Annotated in this window: 17 protein-coding genes; 10 read left to right on the top strand and 7 right to left on the bottom strand. The window is 47.6% G+C overall.

Annotation, left to right across the window (positions count from 1 at the left end; all coding sequences use genetic code 11):
- Positions 1-11 precede the first annotated feature (11 nt).
- The 3 genes from rfbF to ACQ5DJ_RS24275 are packed head-to-tail and all read left to right on the top strand — an operon-like array spanning position 12 to position 2312.
- Entirely contained in the window at positions 12-791 is a 780-nt protein-coding gene (gene rfbF, locus ACQ5DJ_RS24265; protein ID WP_144616844.1) for a glucose-1-phosphate cytidylyltransferase, read from the top strand.
- A 14-nt stretch (positions 792-805) separates the two neighbouring features.
- A complete protein-coding gene (locus ACQ5DJ_RS24270; protein WP_429844660.1) occupies positions 806-1399 on the top strand; it encodes an FkbM family methyltransferase in 594 nt (197 codons plus the stop codon).
- Between the two features lie 25 nt (positions 1400-1424).
- Positions 1425-2312, top strand: coding sequence for an NAD-dependent epimerase/dehydratase family protein (locus ACQ5DJ_RS24275; RefSeq protein WP_429844661.1), 888 nt, complete (start codon positions 1425-1427; stop codon positions 2310-2312).
- A gap of 51 nt (positions 2313-2363) precedes the next feature.
- On the opposite strand, the gene ACQ5DJ_RS24280 is transcribed toward ACQ5DJ_RS24275, so the two are convergent.
- The 6 genes from ACQ5DJ_RS24280 to ACQ5DJ_RS24305 form a co-directional block, all read right to left on the bottom strand.
- Positions 2364-3803, bottom strand: a complete 1440-nt coding sequence (locus ACQ5DJ_RS24280; protein ID WP_429844662.1) for an FkbM family methyltransferase — start codon at positions 3801-3803, stop codon at positions 2364-2366.
- Between the two features lie 27 nt (positions 3804-3830).
- Positions 3831-4937, bottom strand: a complete 1107-nt coding sequence (locus ACQ5DJ_RS24285; protein WP_429844663.1) for a glycosyltransferase family 4 protein — start codon at positions 4935-4937, stop codon at positions 3831-3833.
- A complete protein-coding gene (locus ACQ5DJ_RS24290) occupies positions 4934-5890 on the bottom strand; it encodes a GDP-L-fucose synthase family protein (RefSeq protein ID WP_429844664.1) in 957 nt (318 codons plus the stop codon). The genes ACQ5DJ_RS24285 and ACQ5DJ_RS24290 overlap by 4 nt, the downstream gene beginning before the upstream one ends.
- A gap of 30 nt (positions 5891-5920) precedes the next feature.
- Positions 5921-7156: a glycosyltransferase family 2 protein gene (locus ACQ5DJ_RS24295; RefSeq protein WP_429844665.1), complete on the bottom strand. Its 1236-nt coding sequence runs from the start codon at positions 7154-7156 to the stop codon at positions 5921-5923.
- 44 nt (positions 7157-7200) lie between these two features.
- The gene (locus tag ACQ5DJ_RS24300) at positions 7201-8172 is read right to left on the bottom strand and encodes a GDP-mannose 4,6-dehydratase (RefSeq protein ID WP_429844666.1); all 972 of its coding nucleotides are present in this window, start codon (positions 8170-8172) and stop codon (positions 7201-7203) included.
- Positions 8173-8298: 126 nt separating this feature from the next.
- The gene (locus ACQ5DJ_RS24305; RefSeq protein WP_429844667.1) at positions 8299-9159 is read right to left on the bottom strand and encodes a hypothetical protein; all 861 of its coding nucleotides are present in this window, start codon (positions 9157-9159) and stop codon (positions 8299-8301) included.
- A 238-nt stretch (positions 9160-9397) separates the two neighbouring features.
- On the opposite strand from ACQ5DJ_RS24305, the gene ACQ5DJ_RS24310 reads away from it, so the two are divergent.
- Positions 9398-10105, top strand: a complete 708-nt coding sequence (locus tag ACQ5DJ_RS24310) for a hypothetical protein (RefSeq protein WP_429844668.1) — start codon at positions 9398-9400, stop codon at positions 10103-10105.
- Positions 10106-10111: 6 nt separating this feature from the next.
- Here the strand turns inward: ACQ5DJ_RS24310 and ACQ5DJ_RS24315 are convergent, their stop codons facing one another.
- Entirely contained in the window at positions 10112-11848 is a 1737-nt protein-coding gene (locus ACQ5DJ_RS24315) for a phospho-sugar mutase (RefSeq protein ID WP_429844669.1), read from the bottom strand.
- Between the two features lie 66 nt (positions 11849-11914).
- On the opposite strand from ACQ5DJ_RS24315, the gene ACQ5DJ_RS24320 reads away from it, so the two are divergent.
- The 6 genes from ACQ5DJ_RS24320 to pepV all read left to right on the top strand — a co-directional run bounded on the left by ACQ5DJ_RS24320 (position 11915) and on the right by pepV (position 19765).
- Complete coding sequence (locus tag ACQ5DJ_RS24320; RefSeq protein ID WP_429844670.1) at positions 11915-12160, top strand: hypothetical protein; 246 nt, start codon at positions 11915-11917, stop codon at positions 12158-12160.
- Positions 12161-12166: 6 nt separating this feature from the next.
- Positions 12167-13135: a GDP-mannose 4,6-dehydratase gene (gene gmd / locus ACQ5DJ_RS24325; RefSeq protein ID WP_429844671.1), complete on the top strand. Its 969-nt coding sequence runs from the start codon at positions 12167-12169 to the stop codon at positions 13133-13135.
- Positions 13136-13414: 279 nt separating this feature from the next.
- The gene (locus ACQ5DJ_RS24330; protein ID WP_429844672.1) at positions 13415-14440 is read left to right on the top strand and encodes an asparaginase; all 1026 of its coding nucleotides are present in this window, start codon (positions 13415-13417) and stop codon (positions 14438-14440) included.
- A 79-nt stretch (positions 14441-14519) separates the two neighbouring features.
- On the top strand, positions 14520-16184 hold the full coding sequence (locus ACQ5DJ_RS24335) for a peptide ABC transporter substrate-binding protein (RefSeq protein ID WP_429844673.1): 1665 nt from the start codon (positions 14520-14522) through the stop codon (positions 16182-16184).
- Between the two features lie 75 nt (positions 16185-16259).
- Entirely contained in the window at positions 16260-18335 is a 2076-nt protein-coding gene (locus ACQ5DJ_RS24340; RefSeq protein ID WP_429844674.1) for a sigma-54 interaction domain-containing protein, read from the top strand.
- Positions 18332-19765 (top strand): dipeptidase PepV, encoded by a 1434-nt coding sequence (gene pepV, locus ACQ5DJ_RS24345; protein WP_429844675.1) that lies wholly within the window; start codon positions 18332-18334, stop codon positions 19763-19765. The genes ACQ5DJ_RS24340 and pepV overlap by 4 nt, the downstream gene beginning before the upstream one ends.

The raw sequence follows: 19765 nt of genomic DNA on the forward strand, positions 1-19765 counted from the left end.
GAGCGCAGCCAATGAAAGTCGTCATCCTAGCAGGAGGGTATGGCACGCGCATTGGAGAAGAAACGCATCTTCGTCCGAAGCCGCTCATTGAGATCGGTGATTGGCCCATCATTTGTCATATCATGTCCATTTATTCCAAGTACGGTTTTCATGATTTCATCATCTGTCTCGGGTACAAAGGCTACATGATCAAGGAGTATTTCGCGCACTACTTCCTTCACCATTCTGATGTGACATTTGATTTTCGGAATGACAATCAGGTCACTTTTCACAACCACAATGCTGCTCCGTGGCGAGTCACATTGATTGATACGGGGAAAGACACAGGGACAGGTGGAAGGGTGAAGCGCATTCAGAAGTATGTGGGAAAAGAAACATTCATGCTGACGTATGGAGATGGCTTATCCGACATTGATATTGAACAGCTGGTAAAATTTCATCGTACGCATAAAAAACTCGCAACGATCACCACGACTCAACCGCCAGGCCGATTTGGAGCATTGGATATTGCCAATGAGAGCACCGTAAGAGGATTCCAGGAAAAGCCAAAGGGGGACGGCGGGTGGATCAATGCAGGTTTTTTTGTCATGGAGCCGGGCGTATTTGACTATATTGCGGGTGATGAGACGGTATTGGAAAAAGAGCCGCTGGAGAGCTTGGCCAAGGCGAATCAACTGATGGCCTTCAAGCATACTGGTTTTTGGCATCCGATGGACACGCTCAGAGATAAAAACTACTTAGAAGAACTGTGGAAATCCGGAAAAGCAGCATGGGCAACCAGCCGAACATGAAGGAGGAAGCAGGAGTGGGTGGATTAAACGAGAACAGTGAAGAGGTTTTTTCTCCGATCGGATGCGGGGACATTACCATCGATTGTGGGGCAAACTACGGAGTCATTTCTCAAAAAATGGCGGATAAAGGCGCCCTCGTCTTTGCTTTTGAACCGAATCCATACGTATTTGAGGAATTGAAAAAAAGAGTTGGTTCCTATCCCAATGTCGTATGTATAAACAAAGCGGTTTGGCATAAAAACGACAAGCTGCGCTTGCATTTGCATGATCTTTACCATACTGATCCGGCAGGGTCTGCTTATGCCTCTTCTCTTCTGACTAATCATCCCGTTACGAATCCGGAAAAGTATGTAGAGGTAGAAGTGATCGATTTGACACGGTTTATCCAAATGCTCAATCGTCCGATCAAATTAATCAAAATGGATATCGAGGGGGCAGAATTTGAACTGTTGGAAAAAAACGTGGAGCAAAATTTACACCTGCAAATAGAAAAAATCGTCGTAGAAAATCATGAATGGCTGATCGAAGACTTGAAAACGAAAGCCGATCACTTTCGGAGGGTCATGCAAGAAAAACGAATTCACAACATCGACTTGAACTGGGTATAAAGCAGGTGAAGGGGAGCGATCCCAAATGAAGATACTTGTGACCGGCGCGACAGGCTTTCTCGGAAGCCAGCTCGTAAAAGCGCTACGATTGGACGGACATACCGTCATTATTTTGAAAAGGAGCACTTCCGATTGCTCGCGTATCCAGGACATATTGCCTGATTTGATTACGTATGATACGGATCGGGGTCAATGGGAAGCTCCTTTTTTCGAGCAGGGGAGAGTCGATGCGATCATCCATACGGCAACCTGTTATGGACGCAAGAACGAGAGCCATGCCACGATGGTAGATGCAAATGTGACCTTTCCGCTGAAACTGCTGGATGTGGCTATGCGCTTTGACACCCCTGTTTTTCTGAATACAGATACCTTTTCCAGTGCGCCCGTCCGATTATCCAAGCATCTACAACCATACAATTTGACGAAGCGTCAGTTTCGAGAATGGGGAAAATGCCTAGCAGATACATCTTCCCTGCAATTCATCAATGTCAGGCTGGAGCATATGTATGGTCCTTATGACAGTACGAAGAAATTTGTCGCTTTTGTCATCAAAAGCTGTCTCGAAAATCAGCCCGAACTAAGGCTTACAGAAGGAAAGCAAGCAAGGGACTTTATTTATGTGGATGATGTTGTTTCTGCCTTTCGTGTGCTGCTGGCGCAAGCTACCCGTCTACCCGCAGGCTTTACGGAATACCAGGTAGGGACAGGTACGGCTACTTCGATCCGCGAGTTTGTAGAACTGGTTCATCAGATGACCCGATCACGTACGGTCCTGAAGTTCGGATCGCTTGCTTATCAAGACCTGGAAATCATGCATTCACAAGCAGACATTCGACCACTGCAAGCATTAGGGTGGAAGCATCAAGTGAAGCTGGAGGATGGATTGAGAAAGGTCATGGCCAATTTCAAATAGCGGCGAAACAAAAAACATGGCGAGCCTGCAGCCATGTTTTTTCGTGTACGCTTAATCGAGGAAGGTCTTGTTCGTACAGAACAGATCAGCGTGGAAAGGTTTCATTTCGTCTAGTAAATGGTTGTAGTTCTTCACCTTCACCACCGTATTGTCCCGCTTAAACATATAGATATGAGAAAACAATTTTTCCAGCAGTGTGTATAGCACGAGTGGATGTCTGCCGAAGTTTTCCTTGATGCTTTCCGGGTTGAATTCAATGATCACATCCGGGTCCCACTGCTTAAGCGTTCGCATTGCACTTTCCAAGACGACGACTTCTGAACCTTCCACGTCAATTTTAATAAGGTCGATGCGCGATATCATATTCTGTTCTACCCAGTCATCCAACCTGACACATGATATGAATTGAGTGGATTTCTCCACGTCTTTAGGCTCATGCGGGATGTAAGACCATCCGCCTCCACGCGGGTCGTCATTAAAATGGATGTTCCCGTTCCGGTCAGCTATTCCGAGTTGGAGTGGTTCGACATTGGTGATGTGATTCTCGGCTAGGTTTCGCAGGAGATAAGGATAATTGGCATCCGAAGGCTCGAACGCGTAAACCTTGCCTTGGGGTGCAAGATAGCTCAGGGCGAGTGAGATCGCACCGATGTTCGCTCCGATGTCTAGGCAAACATGGTCAGGTTGTACGATTTTTTTCAGCGGAAGGATCACATAGTCTTCATAGTATCCCTTGTAATATTCCATAAAGTACAGGACGCTTTGATCGGAGTCGTCCCCATAGACGGTAAAGGTTTGGTTGTCAAACGGCAGGTGAAAGTCAACTTTCTTCATCGAATTCGTTGCTCCTTCAAGTGGATTGTAGATCATGATGATGTCATTTCCTACGACGAATAAGAGGTCTGGACGAATAGAATGAACGAATTCTCGTAGTCCTTGGATAGTGGGATAATCGTTCAACAATGGATTGGGACCAATAAAACAACGAGCATCATCAATCAAAATGACGTGATTTTGAACAAAATGCTGCAGAATGGCAGCCAGCTCCTGCAAGATAGGGGTGTCTAGGTCTCCTTTGGCTGCCTCAGTTGAGCGGGGGATGTAATGACCGTCCAGCCAAAACAGGCAAGGTGATGTAACAGAGTGCATCAGGTTGGTCACTACTTCTCCGCTGTCACCGTGGAGGATATGGATGTGGCTGTCGCCTGAAAATCTCTCTTTTGCCGCTATAAACAATTCTTCATCCAGCTCGATGGAAATGAGCAAGTCGAAATGGTGTTTCATCGCTTGCAACATGTCGCCCTTAAACGTACCTGTCTCGATCAAGGTGCGTATGCCCATCGTTTTTGCTATATGCTTGATCTTTGACCTTTTCAAATCGTTTGTTGGTGCTTCCAATAGCCAAAAATCCCAAGTTTCTTGTTCAGTTAATGGGAACGGGATTCGGCGCTCCTTCCTCCACGTATCCCGAATTTGCTGCATGCGTGACATACAAAGATGACCTCCTTTCAAATGACATTAGCGTGCGATGGAAGAAAAGACAGCCAGTGTTTCGCGCGCGCATTTCTCCCACGAAAAGTGCTTGGCTTGATGGATGCCTTTGGCAATCAGCTCTGCTCTTGCCTCAGGTGTCAAATAAAGATGGGCGAGCTTCACCGCGATATCATCGGAAATATTCGGGTCAAAGGTGAGAGCAGCGTCACCCACCACCTCAGGAATACTCCCTGCATTGGAGCATACGATTGGAATGTTGGACTTCATGGCTTCCACCAGTGGAATGCCAAAGCCTTCGAAGAGGGAAGGGAAGCAAAGGAACTGGGCATTCCGATACAAGTAAGGCATCTCTTCCTGTGGTACGTAGTGGAGCCATTTGACCTGGTTCCACAGCTGGTTATTTGTGATGTAATTCATGACGTTTTGATGTGCCTCTTGAGCAAAACCGGTGAAAACCATGGGAATTCGTATATTGTGTTTATCTCGCAAAGTGACAAGTGCTTTGAATACATTCAGGTGATTTTTGTGATGCCATGTATTGGCGGGGAAAAAGCCGTAGTCACTAGTAAGCTTATACTTTTGTATGACTTGCTGGTTGAGTGCCTCATTATGCGGCAAGGAAAATTCCCGCGAAGCATCTAGGTGGATCGCATGTACTTTGTGCGGAGGAAGCTCGAATTTTTGGAGGATCGTTTGTTTGGAAAACTCCGAGAGAGTCAGCACGGCACTGCAACGCTGTGCAGACGATTGGTAGTTGTCTTTTCGCCAGCGCAAGGAATGAGCATCGAAAAACTCCGGGTAATACTCGTGCTGGATATCAGGAATGTTGATAACAGAAGGGATTGTGACATCAGCTGGATTCAAGACAAGCAACGGACAGAACCACAAATTCAACTGTAAGGAGTTAATCCAGAAATGGAGCATCGCGTGTGCATTTCCGTGGTCGGGGACCATGAATTTGCGCACATTTTTTTGTGCCTCAAAGGTATGGAAATTGTGTGACGATAAAAAAAGAAACCACTGATGTCCGTCCCCAGTATTCATCGAGTAGGCCAGCAAGTTCCTGACATACTGTTCCATTCCACCGATTTTGCCAGGAATAACTGACATCAGATTTATTCCGATTCTCATGTAGGGATCCTCCCTTGTACGTGAGGATGCGCCATGTACCAAGCAATCGTTTTTTCCAAGCCAGCGAGTAAGGAAGTTTGTGCCACGAAGCCGAAGCGTTCTTTTGCTTTAGTCACATCTAAAAGGCGGCGCGGTTGTCCGTCAGGCTTGGTTTTATCCCACTCGATCTCTCCTTGGAAGCCGCTTAGCTGCCTGATGATTTCGGCTAAATTTTTTATGGAAATTTCGTGGCCGGAGCCGATATTGACCGGTTCCGATTGATCATAGCGCTGTGTAGCAGCAATAATCGCCTGTGCCGCATCTTCGACATAGATGAACTCTCTCGTCACGCTCCCTGATCCCCAGAGCACGATCTTCTTTTCAGCATTTCGTATAGCGTCTACACATTTTCGAATAATGGCAGGAATGACGTGAGAGGTTTCCAAATCGAAGTTGTCGCCTGGACCGTACAAATTGACAGGGAGCAAATAAATGGAATTGAACCCATATTGCTCGCGATAAGCTTGTGACTGCACTAGCATCATTTTTTTAGCTAAGCCATATGGAGCATTGGTTTCTTCAGGGTAGCCATTCCAAATATCTTCTTCCTGGAACGGGACGGGCGCATGCTTCGGATAGGAGCAAATGGTTCCGATGGCTACGAATTTTTCGACACCGAATAACCGGGATTGCTCTAAAAGCTGGGTCCCCATGATCAAATTATCGTAAAAGTATTTTCCGGGGTTTTTTTGATTCGCGCCGATACCGCCGACGACAGCAGCCAAATGAAGAATGATATCGGGACGGAAATCTTGCAACATCTTGTTCACATCATGTTCTTTGCGAAGATCGTATTCATGGCTTCTAGGGATGAAGATGTCCGTACAGTCCAAATTGCGCAAGTGATGAACGACGTGGCTTCCAAGAAATCCTGATCCACCAGTAACCACAATCCGTTTTTTCGCCAGATTCAATTCGTGTCAACCTGCCTTTCTCGTCCGCATTCAAATTCGAGGCGAAGGGACTCTGCGATTTACCCATTTTTCGATATGGGCCTTGCCTTTGGTGAATTCCTGATAAAATTGGTACTCCTCGTAGGAAAGCGGGAGGACTTCTTCAAGGTGGTAGCTAACAGATCGTTTGACTTCAGGATTGTTGGGGTGGTCCTGAAGGATCTGCTGGCTGCAAAAAATACTCACTTCACATTGCTGTCCCTCTGAGGTAATGGGAATCACGACTTGAAAACGCGCGTGGGTAACTTGGAATTTGTGTACAAGTTTCCCGTTCCTCATGACATGGAAATGCAGGAGAGGGGCGATATTATGGTTGCTTCCTTTGAGAAGCAAAGCATGCATCGGTCCATGGCTGGCTTCGATGGTCATTCGCAGGTTTTGGGGAGCCCATGCGTCCGAGTAGCGGTTGGATCTAATGATTTGGGGAGAGGGTCCGAATGCATGATACGCTTTCAGCTTGTGGAGAAACCAAAATGCTCCTTGTTTATAGTGCTTCTGCGTGTAGTGATGGAGCCATTCATTCGAGATGGTGCCATGATGCTTCACGCTCGTTTTCAAAATTTCGGAAAACCCTGGCTCCAATTCATAAACGTATGTCTTACACGCGCTGTACAAACGGGAATTGGCCAAAAACTCTGGTATCGTCCCAATCGGATAATGCAGGGAGATCCGGTTCCACAGATCGTAATCCATGCACCAGTCATGCTCCTCATTTACACCGCCAACTGCTTCAAAGGCATGCTTACGCAGGAACGCAGCGGGTTGGCATATGAGGTTGAGATGAAACAATTTTTTTCTGTCAAATTCCATCCAAATGTACGGATATTTCACTTTGTCATTTTCATCGATATGGAGCCCTTTCCCGTAAACGACTCCCCATTCGGGATGCTGCTGGAAGGCTGCGACGGCCTTTCGAATCGCGCCGGGAAAATACGTATCATCTGAATTGAGCCAACCGATGATCTCACCACGGGCCATTTGTAATCCTTTATTGACGGCATGGGATTGGCCGCGATCTGGTTCGGAAACGTAGCGGAAGCGGTCTGCAAGATGACTGTATTGCTGTAAAATACTCTGGGTACCGTCGGTTGAGGCACCATCTACCACAATATGCTCAATATGGGGATAGTCTTGTGTCAGTACACTCTCAATCGTTCGCTTGATGAAGGGTGCCTGATTGTACGAAGGGGTGATGACACTTACGAGAGGAAGGGATTGCATGGCCATAAAAAGTTCCCTCCTGATTTTTTCTACTCATCCACTCGACGTTTTCAAGAGATGCTCTGTTGGCGTAGCACAGTGCGCCAGTAATTCAATAAATCTTCCATCGTTTGCTGGAAAGAGATCTCGGGTTCCCATCCCGTCTTTTCTCGAAATAGCGAAGAGTCACCCAATACGATATCTACATCAGAGGGACGCAACCGATTGGTGTCTACGTGTATTTCTACCTGCACATCAGTCAGTGCCAACAGCGTCTTTAACATGTCCTCGATGGTATAACGGGTACCTGCGGATATATTGTATACATCACCTGGTTCGCCTTGCGTAATAGCCAACCAGTACGCCTTGACAATATCTCGTACATCCGTGAAGTCTCGAATTGCCCCAAGATTGCCGACGAGTACTTTCGGCTCTTGCAGACCGAGCTCAATCTGGGCAATTTGTTTGGCAAAATTGGAGGTTACATAGCTTTCGCCTCTTCTCGGACCTGTATGGTGAAACGTACGTGTACGGATGATCGCCAGAGCGTAACTGTGATGATATTGATATCCCAGATAATCCTGGGCAATTTTACTGACAGCGTATGGATTGAGAGGACGGAGGGGGTTGGTCTCCTTAATGGGGATTTCCTCGGGATAGACCAAACCATATTCCTCACTGGAACAAGCGATTTGAATCTTGCACGGAACAGCATGGTTCCGTACTGCCTCGAACAGATTTAACTGTGGGACAATGTTGTTCACCATCGTATCCGCAGGAGACGATACCGAGGTGGGGACGAAGCTTTGTGCAGCCAGGTGAAAAATGAGATCAGGCTTTATTTTCTGGATGAGTTCATTTACAGATTGGGGATCTTTTAATTCACAGTTTTCCATATGCACGCGGTCCATCAAGTGCCCCAGCTGCTCTTTTTTGGTAAGGGATCGGAATGTGCCGTAGACATCTACATCTCCCCGTGACAGTAGATACTCAGCCAAGTGACTGCCGGCAAATCCCGTTACTCCGGTAATTAATGCCTTCATGAGTCAAATCCCCCCTGTCCATGATGCTCATAGCGAAGGATGAACAGCTTAACATATTATGAATATGGAAAAACGTGAAAAAATGGCACGGCGCACAGCTCGTTTTCAACCGGAATTTTATGGGGATCAGAGCTCGGCTCGCACCCATTTGCAGGTTGGATAGTCGAAATACATGAAATCATCTGTGTTCGGGATGTCCTGTGAGCGGAAGTAGGGGATATATCCTTTTGCAAGTCCTTGAAAATGCAAGGAATGAGCGCTAAGGTAGTCTGTCGTGCCCGTTATTTTGCAATAGAGAGTGCCAGCCTTTTGATAAATCTGCTTCTTCCCATCGTGGCTGTCGGCCTGCGGGCAGGATGGGGCAAAAGGACAGTTGAGATTATGATCGAAAAAGCCGTTGGCAACTATACCATACGTAGCATTGCGGCGAAGCACGTAATTGTGAAACAGGATAAACAACACCATGTCAGAAATGGGTACATCTCCGAGTTCATTTTTCGCGAATTGAAGCAGTGTCTGGTAGTGGAGAGGTTCGCGAAAAAACTTGGTCGCGTAATCGCAAAATTGATTGAGTTTTTCCAGGTCGCATACGGTCGTCCAGGTATACTCAAACGTAAAGTCATCGTAATCCTCATTTTCTCGCTTGTTGATATCAGTGTATAGCATCACGTCGGAGTCCAGATAACAGCAACGTTCTATCCCTTGACTCCTCATAAAATCGCGCAAAATAAACCAGCGTTGGAAGCAAAACAGATTGTATTCATAGGTGTTGGAAGTGGTGTGCTTGTAAACATAAGAAAAAGCTTGGGCGCTTTGATAGAAATGACTCAACAGGAAGTGCTCTGAGTTTTCTTTCGAAAGATTCTTGTTTTCTGGGTTTCCGATGAGAATGACACGAGAGGAAGGATTGCTGTATTTCGCCTGTTGCATGCAAAATCCTACATGCTCTTCAGCCGTTCTGTGAATAAACACGATGGGCAAACTCACAATTATACATCTCCTCTGTCTTACAAAATGCCTAATAGGCTCCTATTGATAAACTTTATCCTAATATATTGTCCCGAGGAGGGCCTTGAAACGGCTGGCGCCTCTTACGTGGAACATTTTGTATAAGATGTATGCAAATAGCCTGTTTTGCAGCCTGTTCATTGAATGACCAATCGTATCCACAAAAAGAAAAATAAGATACGTAAAGACGGACGTTGTAAATGGAGGCGTGGGGAGAATGGATGGGTTAAACCGGTATGAAAAACGAGTGTATTCCCAAAATGGAGAAGACGGCATCATTGAAGAAATATTTTCGCGAATCGGAACTACGAATCGCTATTGTGTAGAATTCGGAGTTGGAGATGGCTCGGAATGCATGATCAAAAATCTCGTCACGCAGCATGGATGGAGCGGATTGGCGATGGAAGGCGACCTGAACAGTTGCAAAAAAATGTCTGCCGATTATGCCCCCTTCCCGCAGCTCACGATCAAATGTGAGTCGATCACGAAAGAAAATATTGCTCCGTTATTCGAAGACAATGGTGTTCCAAAGGAATTTGATCTGCTCTCCATCGACATTGACGGCAATGATTACTGGGTATGGCAAGCTCTTTCTACTTACAACCCGCGACTTGTTGTTATTGAGTACAATGCGTCTTTTCCACCTCCACAAAAAATGGTGATTGAGTATCAACCGGATTTTATATGGGGTGGTACTACCTATTTTGGTGCCAGCTTGAGTTCCTTGGCCATTTTGGGAACCAGGTTGGGGTATGCCTTGGTGGGGACAGATTCAAAGGGCGTCAACGCTTTTTTTCTTAGACACGACTTGCTTCGTGAATCTGGTTTTTCTGAATTACCACCAGAACAAGCTTATCATCCTCCTCGGTACGGAACAGACGAGGGGGGACATCCTCATCAATCCGGTCCTTATTTGGAAATCTAGTCCATACTAGAATCCGAGCAGCTGTAAGACAGCTTGTTTCAAGGTGAAAAGCCTTTCTTGGCTATCCTGCCTACTCGTTCCTTTCACTCCTAAATAGATTTTGATTTTGGGCTCTGTACCTGAGGGTCTGACACAAAACCACGATTGATCGTGGAAAAAGTATTTGATCGTATCCGAGGCAGGCAAGGTGAGCGGTGTAGTTGTACGTGTTTGACAATCTGTGTAGATTCCGCTGCCGTAATCTTCGATGGCTATGATGGGGTAGGAGGCGATTTGGGAAGGTGGCTGACTGCGCAGAGAAGACATCGTTGCCGCTATTTTTTGCATGCCATCTCCTCCTTTGCACGTGAAAGAAATCAGCTCTTCCGCATAATGACCGTAACGGTTGAATAAGTCATTCATGGTGTCATCGAGGCTTTTGTGCTGTGATTTGTAATACGCGCACATGTCAGCCAGCAACAAAGCAGTTTGTACGGCATCCTTATCCCGGACAAAATCGCCGATTAAGTATCCGTAGCTTTCTTCATAACCAAATTGGAAGACGTACGCTCCACTCTTTTCGTAGGCTTCGATTTTTTCGCCAATATATTTGAAGCCTGTCAAAGTGTCTTCTGTTGATACACCGAAGTCTGTCGCGATGGCTCTGCCCATTTCAGACGTGACGATTGTTTTCAATACAATGCCGTTAGAGGGGAGCTCCCCCTTTTTTTGTTTGGTTTCCAGCAGATAATGAAGAAGCAAGGCTCCCAACTGATTCCCTGTCAGGGCGCTGTAGTCTCCTGCCTGATTTTTGACGAGCACACCGAGGCGATCTCCATCAGGGTCGGTGCCCATGATCAGGTCAGCATCCACCTGTTTGGCGGATGAAATCGCTAATCGAAACGCCTCAGGCTCTTCGGGATTAGGGGAGGCTACAGTCGAAAAGTTAGGATCAGGGACAGCTTGCTCTTCAACAACACTCACTTGTGTATACCCGAAAAATTTCAAACCACGCGTGATAGACTCATGCGTCGTACCGTGCAGGGGAGTAAAGACGATCTTCACTTGCTCCCGGATCGCAGGAGATAAGTCAGGATGGACGCGTAATTGCTTTACTTTTTCCAAATACGAATGTAAGAGAGAATCGTCAATGTAGTGAAGAAGTCCATTTTTGTACAGCTCTGGTTCATTGGCTGGGGTGATTTCGAGTTCATTTCCGGCTGCAACGATCTGTTCCATCAGTCGTTCGGCTGTCGCGAGCGTAATTTGCCCCCCGTCCGCGCCATAAATTTTGTAGCCGTTATATTCGGGAGGATTGTGGCTTGCTGTAATGACAATGCCAGCACACGCGCAAAAGTGGCGTACAGCAAAGGAAAGCAAAGGGGTAGGAGTCAGCTGGTTGAATATACATGTAGTAATCCCGTACTGACCGAGAACTTTGGCGGTTTCTTTGGCAAACAACTGTGAGTGTTTCCGTGAATCATAGGCAATGACGACTTTTTTGACGGACAGATCCGGGTATGTTTCGAGCAAATAAAGAGCTAGCCCTGCGCTCGCTTTGCGAATCGTGTATAAGTTGATGCGGTTTATTCCCGGCTCCATGACCCCGCGCATGCCTCCGGTTCCAAATGTAATCGGGGCAGAGAAGCAATCAGCAAGCTGCTTTTCATCAGTGTGCATGGCGGTTAACTGCTGACGAAGCTCTGGATCGAGGGATTCACACTCGTTCCAGCGTGTGTAGTGTGCGTGCCAGTTTGCATCCATGTAGAGTTCACTCCCGCGTGTAGAGTACGACATCATTTACTAGGGTATTAACGAAATGGTGAGGGAGTGAGTGGAACGAATTCCAAGCTGGTCTGGGACTATTTATCGCGTTTAGGACTTACTGATCTGTTACCCGCCTACCTCCTCCTTGATCAATGGCAACAGTTTGCCTTCATTCGTTTATTACGGACTTCTATTCTTGACCTCACCCTGACAACTGAACGAATGAACATGGTCCGGCATAAGCTTAAGAGATGCTCAAGGGAACTTACCGGAATGAACATTACGGCACAGCCTGAAGAAGGGGAGTAGTAGCGGATGAAAACAGCTTTCCTTACAGGAATCACAGGTCAGGACGGCGCTTACCTGGCAAAATTTTTGCTTGAGAAGGGGTACCATGTGGTAGGACTGGTACCACGTCGTAGCACGGTGGACAGGTGGCGGCTGGAGTATTTGAACATCGCAGATCACGTAGAGTACAAGGATGGCGATCTATTGGATGTGTCGTCATTGACGCGTGCATTGAAGGCATGCAAACCAGAGGAAGTGTATCATTTAGGTGCGCAGAGCTTTGTCGGTGCGTCGTGGGAGCAGCCTATTTTGACCGCGCAAGTAACTGGAATAGGTGTCCTGCATGTTCTGGAGGCGATTCGGGAAACGGACCCCGCAATCAAAATGTATCAGGCTTCATCAAGTGAGCTATACGGATTAATCCAGGAGCCACAGCAATCGGAGCAAACGCCTTTTTACCCAAGAAGCCCATATGCAGTCTCCAAGCTGTTTGGCTACTGGATGACCAAAAACTATCGGGAAAGCTTTCAGATGTTTAGCACGAACGGCATCTTATTCAATCATGAATCACCTTTGCGTGGACTGGAATTCGTGACAAGGAAAGTGACACATGCAGTCGCAAGAATTGCTGCGAACAAGCAAAAGGAACTGCGGCTGGGGAATATTCAGGCGAAGCGGGATTGGGGCTTTGCCGGTGATTTCGTGGAAGCGATGTGGCTGATGCTCCAGCATGATAAGCCAGATGACTATGTCATTGCGACAGGAAAAACTGCGACAGTGGAAGAGATGTGCAAAATCGCCTTCGATTATGTTGGGTTGAACTACCTGGATTACGTCGTGATCGACCCGGAATTGTATCGGCCAGCAGAAGTGGACATTTTGTTGGGCAATCCGGAAAAAGCGAAGAGAGAGCTCGGCTGGGCACCGAAAACGAAGCTGGAAGAGCTCATTCACATGATGGTCGAAGCGGATATGCAGCGGGTTGCCAAACAATAAGAAGAAGGCTATACAGGACACCCTATTTCCGATTTCGGGATAGAAAGGGGTGTTTTTCTTTTATTTGATCATAAAGGTAGCCTAATTATATAAAAGGACAACCTATTAACGTTTATAGGGTGGCTTGTTTATTGTTCGGATTGTTATTTTTGTCCAGCTACTTATGGGTAAAATAGCAGAAAATTCAATATTAACTGTCATATCCATGCATTGGCACGCTAATTGCTTAGTGTAGAAAAGTACAATCATTCTACTATTCACACTTAAAGGAGACTTGCTATGAACGTCGTTGCCAACATATACCGGGGAGAACAGGTAGAGAGCTCCCATCTCGGACATATTGCTGTCGTTGATTCGAAGGGGACATTGCTCTATTCGTACGGTGATCCCCATCGCCTTACATATGCACGCTCCAGTATGAAGCCGTTGCAGACGATTCCGGTAATCGAGACGGGGACGGCAGATCGGTATGACTTCGAGCCTGCTGATCTTTCGCTCTGTTGCGCTTCTCATAGTGGAGAGCCACGCCATCGCGCGCGGGCGCTCTCGATGCTTGCGCGAGCAGGTCAGCCAGAATCGGCATTGCAATGCGGGACACATGTACCACGTCATGAGGAGAGCTACAAACAGCTGATTCGGGAGGGCAAGCCGCTTACACCTGTATTCTCGAATTGCTCCGGTAAGCACTCCGGCATGATCGCCACCGCGACACATATGGGGGAGGACGTGTCTACCTATCATTTGCCTATGCATCCAGTGCAACAGCGGATTCTCGATGTAGTCGAAGACATAACAGGCTGCCCCAAAGACAAAATCAACCTCGGGACAGATGGATGTGGGGTTCCCGTCCATCAATTGCCGCTCGCCCATTACGCGTGGGCATTCGCCAAGCTGGCGAAACCAGAGGTGATCGAGAATCCCGAGCGACGAAAAGCCGTTCAGCGTATTGCGGATGCCATGATTGCTCATCCCGAAATGGTCGGAGGCGAGAATCGATATTGCACAGACCTCATGACAGCTTTTGGCGGTCGTATCGTAGGGAAGGCAGGCGCCGAGTCCGTGTATTGCCTGGGCGATAGAGAAACAGGTTTGGGCATTGCCATCAAAATCGAGGATGGAGGACCACGGGCGATCAATCCGGTCGTCAATGAAGTGCTTCGTCAACTGGGAATTGGCATGGATGGTCCTTTGGAAACGCTCGCGGAATACACGAATCCTCCCATTACAAACATGAGTGGTAACGTTGTCGGACGGATCGAGACTTCCTTTAGTCTCGCCAAGACAGATTTTTCTTTACGTGTCTAAATGGCATTCCCAGTGGTGCCGTTTATTCATAAAGCAACAAAGCTAATTGTTGTTCAAAAAGAAAAGGGGGTCACATGCAATGAACATGCGAAAAGGATGGAAGCTGCTGAGTACTGCTGCACTTGTCACTGTTCTTGCCATTACAGGTTGTAGCCAGTCAACAACGCCGCCAACAGGAGGAGGTACAGCAGGTCAAGCGTCCACAGATTCAGGTGGACAAGCCAATGTCGCTGCAAAACTCAAGCTCAACCTGAAGACCGAACCACCTTCGCTTGATCCGCCAAAAGGCTTTGACAGTACTTCAAACGAAGTGTTGAATGCCACAATGGAAGGCTTGGTTCGACTGGACAAGGATCACAAGCCGCAAGCAGCCATGGCTGAGAAATGGGCAGTGAGTGAGGATGGGAAAACGTATACCTTTACACTGCGCGATAGCAAATGGTCGAATGGCGAACCAGTGACAGCGCAAGATTTCGAGTTTGCGTTTAAACGCATTGTCGATCCAAACAATGCATTCCCGTCTGCTTTCCTCGCCTACTACATCGATGGAGCAGAAGCGTTCAACAAAGGATCAGGAAATGCAGACGGCGTACAGGTAAAAGCCGTAGATGAGAAGACGTTTGAGGTAAAGCTGAAGGCACCAACAGGTTACTTCCTCCACATCCTGACGCAGCCGACCTTCTTCCCAGTGAATAAAAAAGCCGTGGAGAGCAATCCGAAATGGGCGGAAGGCGCTGCAAGCATCGTGACGAATGGACCGTTCAAAATGGAAGATTGGGTTCATGACCAATCAGTGAGGCTTACGAAAAACGACGGCTACTGGGACCGTGATTCGATCAAATATGCGGGAATCGAGTTTGTCATGGTCAACGATGAAAATACGCAATTCCAAATGTACAAAACAGGTCAGCTCGACATGATCCAGACCGTTCCAAACGATATGAAGAAACAGTTGATCGATTCTGGGGAAGCAAAGGTAGAAACGGAAGCGTCCATCTACTACTACCGAATGAACACCACAATACCTCCATTCACTAACGCCAACATTCGGAAAGCATTTGCGCTGGCCATCGATCGCAAGACCTTGATCGACAATGTCGTGCAAGGGAAACAGACACCTGCCATGGCTCACGTGCCATTGGGCTTCCCGGAGCCAGACGGAGCGGATTTCCGCACAAAGGGCGGGGATTTCTTCAAAGATAACGATGTTGAGCAAGCAAAAGCACTGCTGAAAAAAGGAATGGAAGAAGAAGGGTGGACAACCCTCCCGCCTGTCACCATGACGTATAACACCAGTGATGCACACAAGGCCATCGCGCAAGTTTTGCAGGAAATGTACAAGAAAAATCTCGGGGTAGATGTGAAGCTGGAAAACAAAGAGTGGAAAGTATTCCTGGCTGAACAGCGTGCCCGCAGTCTTCAATTCTCCCGCTCGACGATCCCTGCCGACTACGGAGACCCGGTCAATTACCTTGAGCTGTTCGTGACTGACCATCCTGGAAACCGTGTCAACTACAGCAACAAAGAGTATGATGCACTGGTCGAGAAGATTCGCAACACTGCCGACGAAACAGAGCGCTTCAAGCTCATGCATGACGCCGAGAAAATTTTTATGGATGATATGCCACTCGTGCCTATCTATTTCGGGACAAAAGTATTTATGGAGCAGCCAAACATAAAAGGCATCGTTCGTCATCCAGTCGGCACGATTGACTACAAATGGGTAGAAATCGGCAATAAATAATAAGTAAAATAAGCGAAGACAAGAGCGAATATTCGAAACGTTCTTGTCTTCACTTTACATCTTGGAGCGGCTGATATGGACAAAAAATCGATCATATTTATTGCGAGAATGGATGAGTTTCTACAGTCCGTCGTTAGTCAATATCATGAATTGGGAATCGGCGATGATATCCATGTCGAGGCGATGCGAGTCGACCAGCTACCGTTACGCCCGATCACGCCTGGTGCCCTCGTCATTGTATCCACCAAAAGCATCGTCCCACTTGTACAACCGTATGTGCCAAAAGAATCCAGCATCATTATCGCCAAGCGAATGCTGCCGTACCATAATTTGCGCGGTATGCTGGAAATCCCGAAAGGCGTGAAAGTGCTTCTCGTCAGTGACACCAAAGAGACTGCTGAAGAAAATGTGGAATTGCTGCGTGCCTCTGGGATGGATTTTGAACTATATCCCTATTACCCAGGTGCTGACTATCCACCTGACATCGAGATTGCTGTAACACCAGGAGAGGCAGAGCATGTCCCCCCGCATATTCGCAAAGTTGTCGATATCGGGTATCGGATCATCGATTTATCTACATGGCTTGCCATCTACTCTCATTTTAAAAACGGAAATTTTCAAAAGGTGACCGCACGCGCCATGCAATCGTTGGTCGATATCACCAAAGAGCTGAACAACGAGATTCAGCATGCGCATCTGTTGAGCAAATATTTGGAGGCCATCGTCAATCGGATCGAGGACGCGGTGATTGCTATGGATGAAAAAGAAAATATCCGTTTTGTCAATCAGAAAGCAATCGATACGTTGCAGATGGATGGGAATGAAGTCGTCGGTGAGCGGGCGTCCAATTGCTTACCTGCGAATTTTTATCAGTTGATCCAGCAGTGTGAAGAGAACAAAGATGTTTTGGTAGATTGGGCGAACAAAACCTACTTTTTCCGCAAAATGCACATCGTCATGGAAGGAAGCTTTCTCGGTAGTCTGCTCTTGTTTCGCCAGGCCGCAGAAATTGAAAAGCTTGAGCATGATTATCGCATGCGCCTTTACAGCAAAGGATTGGTAGCCAAGTACCAATTTGATGATTTCTATGGGGAGAGCGTGCCTGTACAAAAAGTGATTCAGATTGCCCGCAAAATCGCAAGAAGCAACTCCACCGTGCTGTTGTTGGGAGAGACAGGGACAGGGAAGGAATTGCTCGCCCAGGCTATCCACAACGCTTCGCCACGCAGAAGAGAGCCGTTTGTCGGGGTAAACTTCGCTGCCATATCGGAATCTCTTTTGGAAAGCGAGCTGTTCGGCTATGAAGAAGGGGCTTTTACCGGAGCGCGTAAAGGTGGACATATCGGCTGGTTTGAATTGGCCCACAAAGGGACCATTTTTCTTGATGAGATCGGAGATGCCAGCGCGGCTATTCAAAACCGACTGCTGCGTGTATTGCAAGAACGCCAGATTATGCGCGTAGGCGGCAGCAAGATCATCCCGACAGATATTCGCGTCATCGCAGCAACGAATCAAGATTTGCAGCGGATGATTGCGGAAGGAGCCTTCCGCGCTGATTTGTATTATCGTCTGAATATCTTGCCGATTCATTTGCCGCCGTTGCGGAACAGACGGGAGGATATCCCGTGGTTGGCCCATCAATTTATGAAGAAATATTCCTATGATTTGCGCCGCCCCCCGTTTACGTTGACTAATGATGCAATGCGGGCGCTCCGTGAGTACGATTGGCCTGGAAATATTCGCGAGCTCGAAAATGTGATCGAGTATTTAGCACACGTCGTAGAGGATGAAGCGTATCCGTATCATTTGCCGTTTCTGCGGGAAATACCGGAAGCACCGTTGCCTGTAGATGGTCTAAACAACGAATGTGAAATCATCTTCACTGAATATAAAAAACGAGGATTTCTGGATGAAATCACGGCTATTTTGCAGGAGCTGGGGCAAGGAAGCGGAGGACGCTATACGCTACTTGCGCAGTTGCAAGAAAGAGGTCACTCGGTTACCTTGCAGCAGCTGCGCTATCGCCTGAAGCTTTTGCAGCAGGATGAGCTGATTCAAGTGGGCAAAGGAAGACAAGGAAGTCAGATTTCCTCGAAAGGTGAATCCTTTCTTGCCTATCTACATCGGATGAAAGCAGGGGAACGCATATGAGCGATTACTGGCGGCAGCAAGCGCTTCTGCAAAGAGAGCAGTACCTGGATGATTTGAAATCCTTTCTTTCCATTAACAGCATCGAAGACATGACGACGGCAAAAGAAGGCAAGCCATTTGGCGAAGGTGTTGCCGCGGCGCTTGAAGCAATGCTCGCACGCGGTGAGCTGGATGGCTTCCAGATTAAAAACCTGGATGGTTACGCAGGGACAATCGAGTTCGGCGACGGGGAAGAAGAGATCGGTGTGCTCGTTCATATCGATGTTGTCACTGTGGGAGAAGGTTGGACGACCCCGCCTTTTGAGCCGAGTATTCGCGATGGACGCATCTATGCGCGTGGAGCGATTGACGACAAAGGCCCAGCGATGGCTGCGTACTATGCGTTAAAGCTGGTCAAGGATTCAGGCTTGCCACTATCCAAACGCGTGCGAATGGTCATCGGAACAGATGAAGAGAGTGGCTGGCTGTGCATGAAACATTTTGCTGAGCATGATCGTATCCCGCCGCTTGGTTTTTCACCTGATTCTTCCTTCCCGATGACACATGCAGAGAAGGGACAGATCAACCCGACATTGACGATTCCAGTGATCGAACCAATCGAACAAAATGGAGTATGGCAGTTAGCCTCATTTGTCTCCGGTGATCAAGGTAACAGTGTTCCCGAAAAAGCAGTCGCTCTTGTACGACTGGACTCTCAGGCACGGCAGGAGGTCGTCCTTTCTCGATTGGTGGAAGAGTGGGAAATGTTTCTGAATGAAAATCACACAACTGGTCGTATGGAACTGCTAGGGCTGGGACAGTTGCAATTCACGCTCGCAGGAAAGCCGGCTCATGGGATGGCGCCATTCCAGGGCGTGAATGCGGGAACCTTGTTGGCTACTTTTTTTTGCTCGTACCCGTTTGGTGGCTCCAGTTTGTCCTTTCTTACGATGTTAGCTGATGTCCTGCATGAAGATTATTTTGCTCACCATCTACATATGGCTTGTGAGGATGAAGTGTCAGGCAAGCTGACGGTCAACGCGGGGATTTTGCGTTACGATTCCAGCGAAGGAGGGACAGTTCGGCTCAATATCCGTTATCCAGCTACCGTTTCTTGTGAAGAATACGTGGAGAAATTGAAGCAAAGGACGGCAGAGCTGGGCTGGACGATTTCCGCTTTGCGGACATCCAAGTCGCACTATGTACCCAAAGATCATCCCGTGATTCAAACCTTGTCGCGGGTGTACGAGGAGCACACGGGAGAACCGGCGACCCTTCTTTCCTCAGGAGGAGCAACTTATGCCAAAATCATGCCGTCTGGTGTTGCTTTCGGCCCGCTCTTTCCAGGCAAGGAATCCATGGCCCATTTGGCTGATGAATATGCCGAGATTGACGACCTGCTGCGTGCCATGGCGATTTACGCGCATGCCATTTACGAACTGGCTAAGTAA

Origin of the sequence: Brevibacillus sp. FIR094, from assembly GCF_050477165.1 — a bacterium.
Classification (GTDB): Bacteria; Bacillota; Bacilli; order Brevibacillales; family Brevibacillaceae; genus Brevibacillus.

Bases quoted from the DNA above. Each gene is read 5' to 3' on its own strand.
- ACQ5DJ_RS24330 (WP_429844672.1), top strand. From the start codon at position 13,415: ATGAACGTCGTTGCCAACATATACCGGGGAGAACAGGTAGAGAGCTCC.
- ACQ5DJ_RS24310 (WP_429844668.1), top strand. From the start codon at position 9,398: ATGGATGGGTTAAACCGGTATGAAAAACGAGTGTATTCCCAAAATGGA.
- rfbF (WP_144616844.1), top strand. From the start codon at position 12: ATGAAAGTCGTCATCCTAGCAGGAGGGTATGGCACGCGCATTGGAGAA.
- gmd (WP_429844671.1), top strand. From the start codon at position 12,167: ATGAAAACAGCTTTCCTTACAGGAATCACAGGTCAGGACGGCGCTTAC.
- ACQ5DJ_RS24285 (WP_429844663.1), bottom strand. From the start codon at position 4,937: ATGAGAATCGGAATAAATCTGATGTCAGTTATTCCTGGCAAAATCGGT.
- ACQ5DJ_RS24280 (WP_429844662.1), bottom strand. From the start codon at position 3,803: ATGTCACGCATGCAGCAAATTCGGGATACGTGGAGGAAGGAGCGCCGA.
- ACQ5DJ_RS24300 (WP_429844666.1), bottom strand. From the start codon at position 8,172: ATGAAGGCATTAATTACCGGAGTAACGGGATTTGCCGGCAGTCACTTG.
- pepV (WP_429844675.1), top strand. From the start codon at position 18,332: ATGAGCGATTACTGGCGGCAGCAAGCGCTTCTGCAAAGAGAGCAGTAC.
- ACQ5DJ_RS24315 (WP_429844669.1), bottom strand. From the start codon at position 11,848: ATGGATGCAAACTGGCACGCACACTACACACGCTGGAACGAGTGTGAA.
- ACQ5DJ_RS24335 (WP_429844673.1), top strand. From the start codon at position 14,520: ATGAACATGCGAAAAGGATGGAAGCTGCTGAGTACTGCTGCACTTGTC.
- ACQ5DJ_RS24275 (WP_429844661.1), top strand. From the start codon at position 1,425: ATGAAGATACTTGTGACCGGCGCGACAGGCTTTCTCGGAAGCCAGCTC.
- ACQ5DJ_RS24295 (WP_429844665.1), bottom strand. From the start codon at position 7,156: ATGGCCATGCAATCCCTTCCTCTCGTAAGTGTCATCACCCCTTCGTAC.
- ACQ5DJ_RS24340 (WP_429844674.1), top strand. From the start codon at position 16,260: ATGGACAAAAAATCGATCATATTTATTGCGAGAATGGATGAGTTTCTA.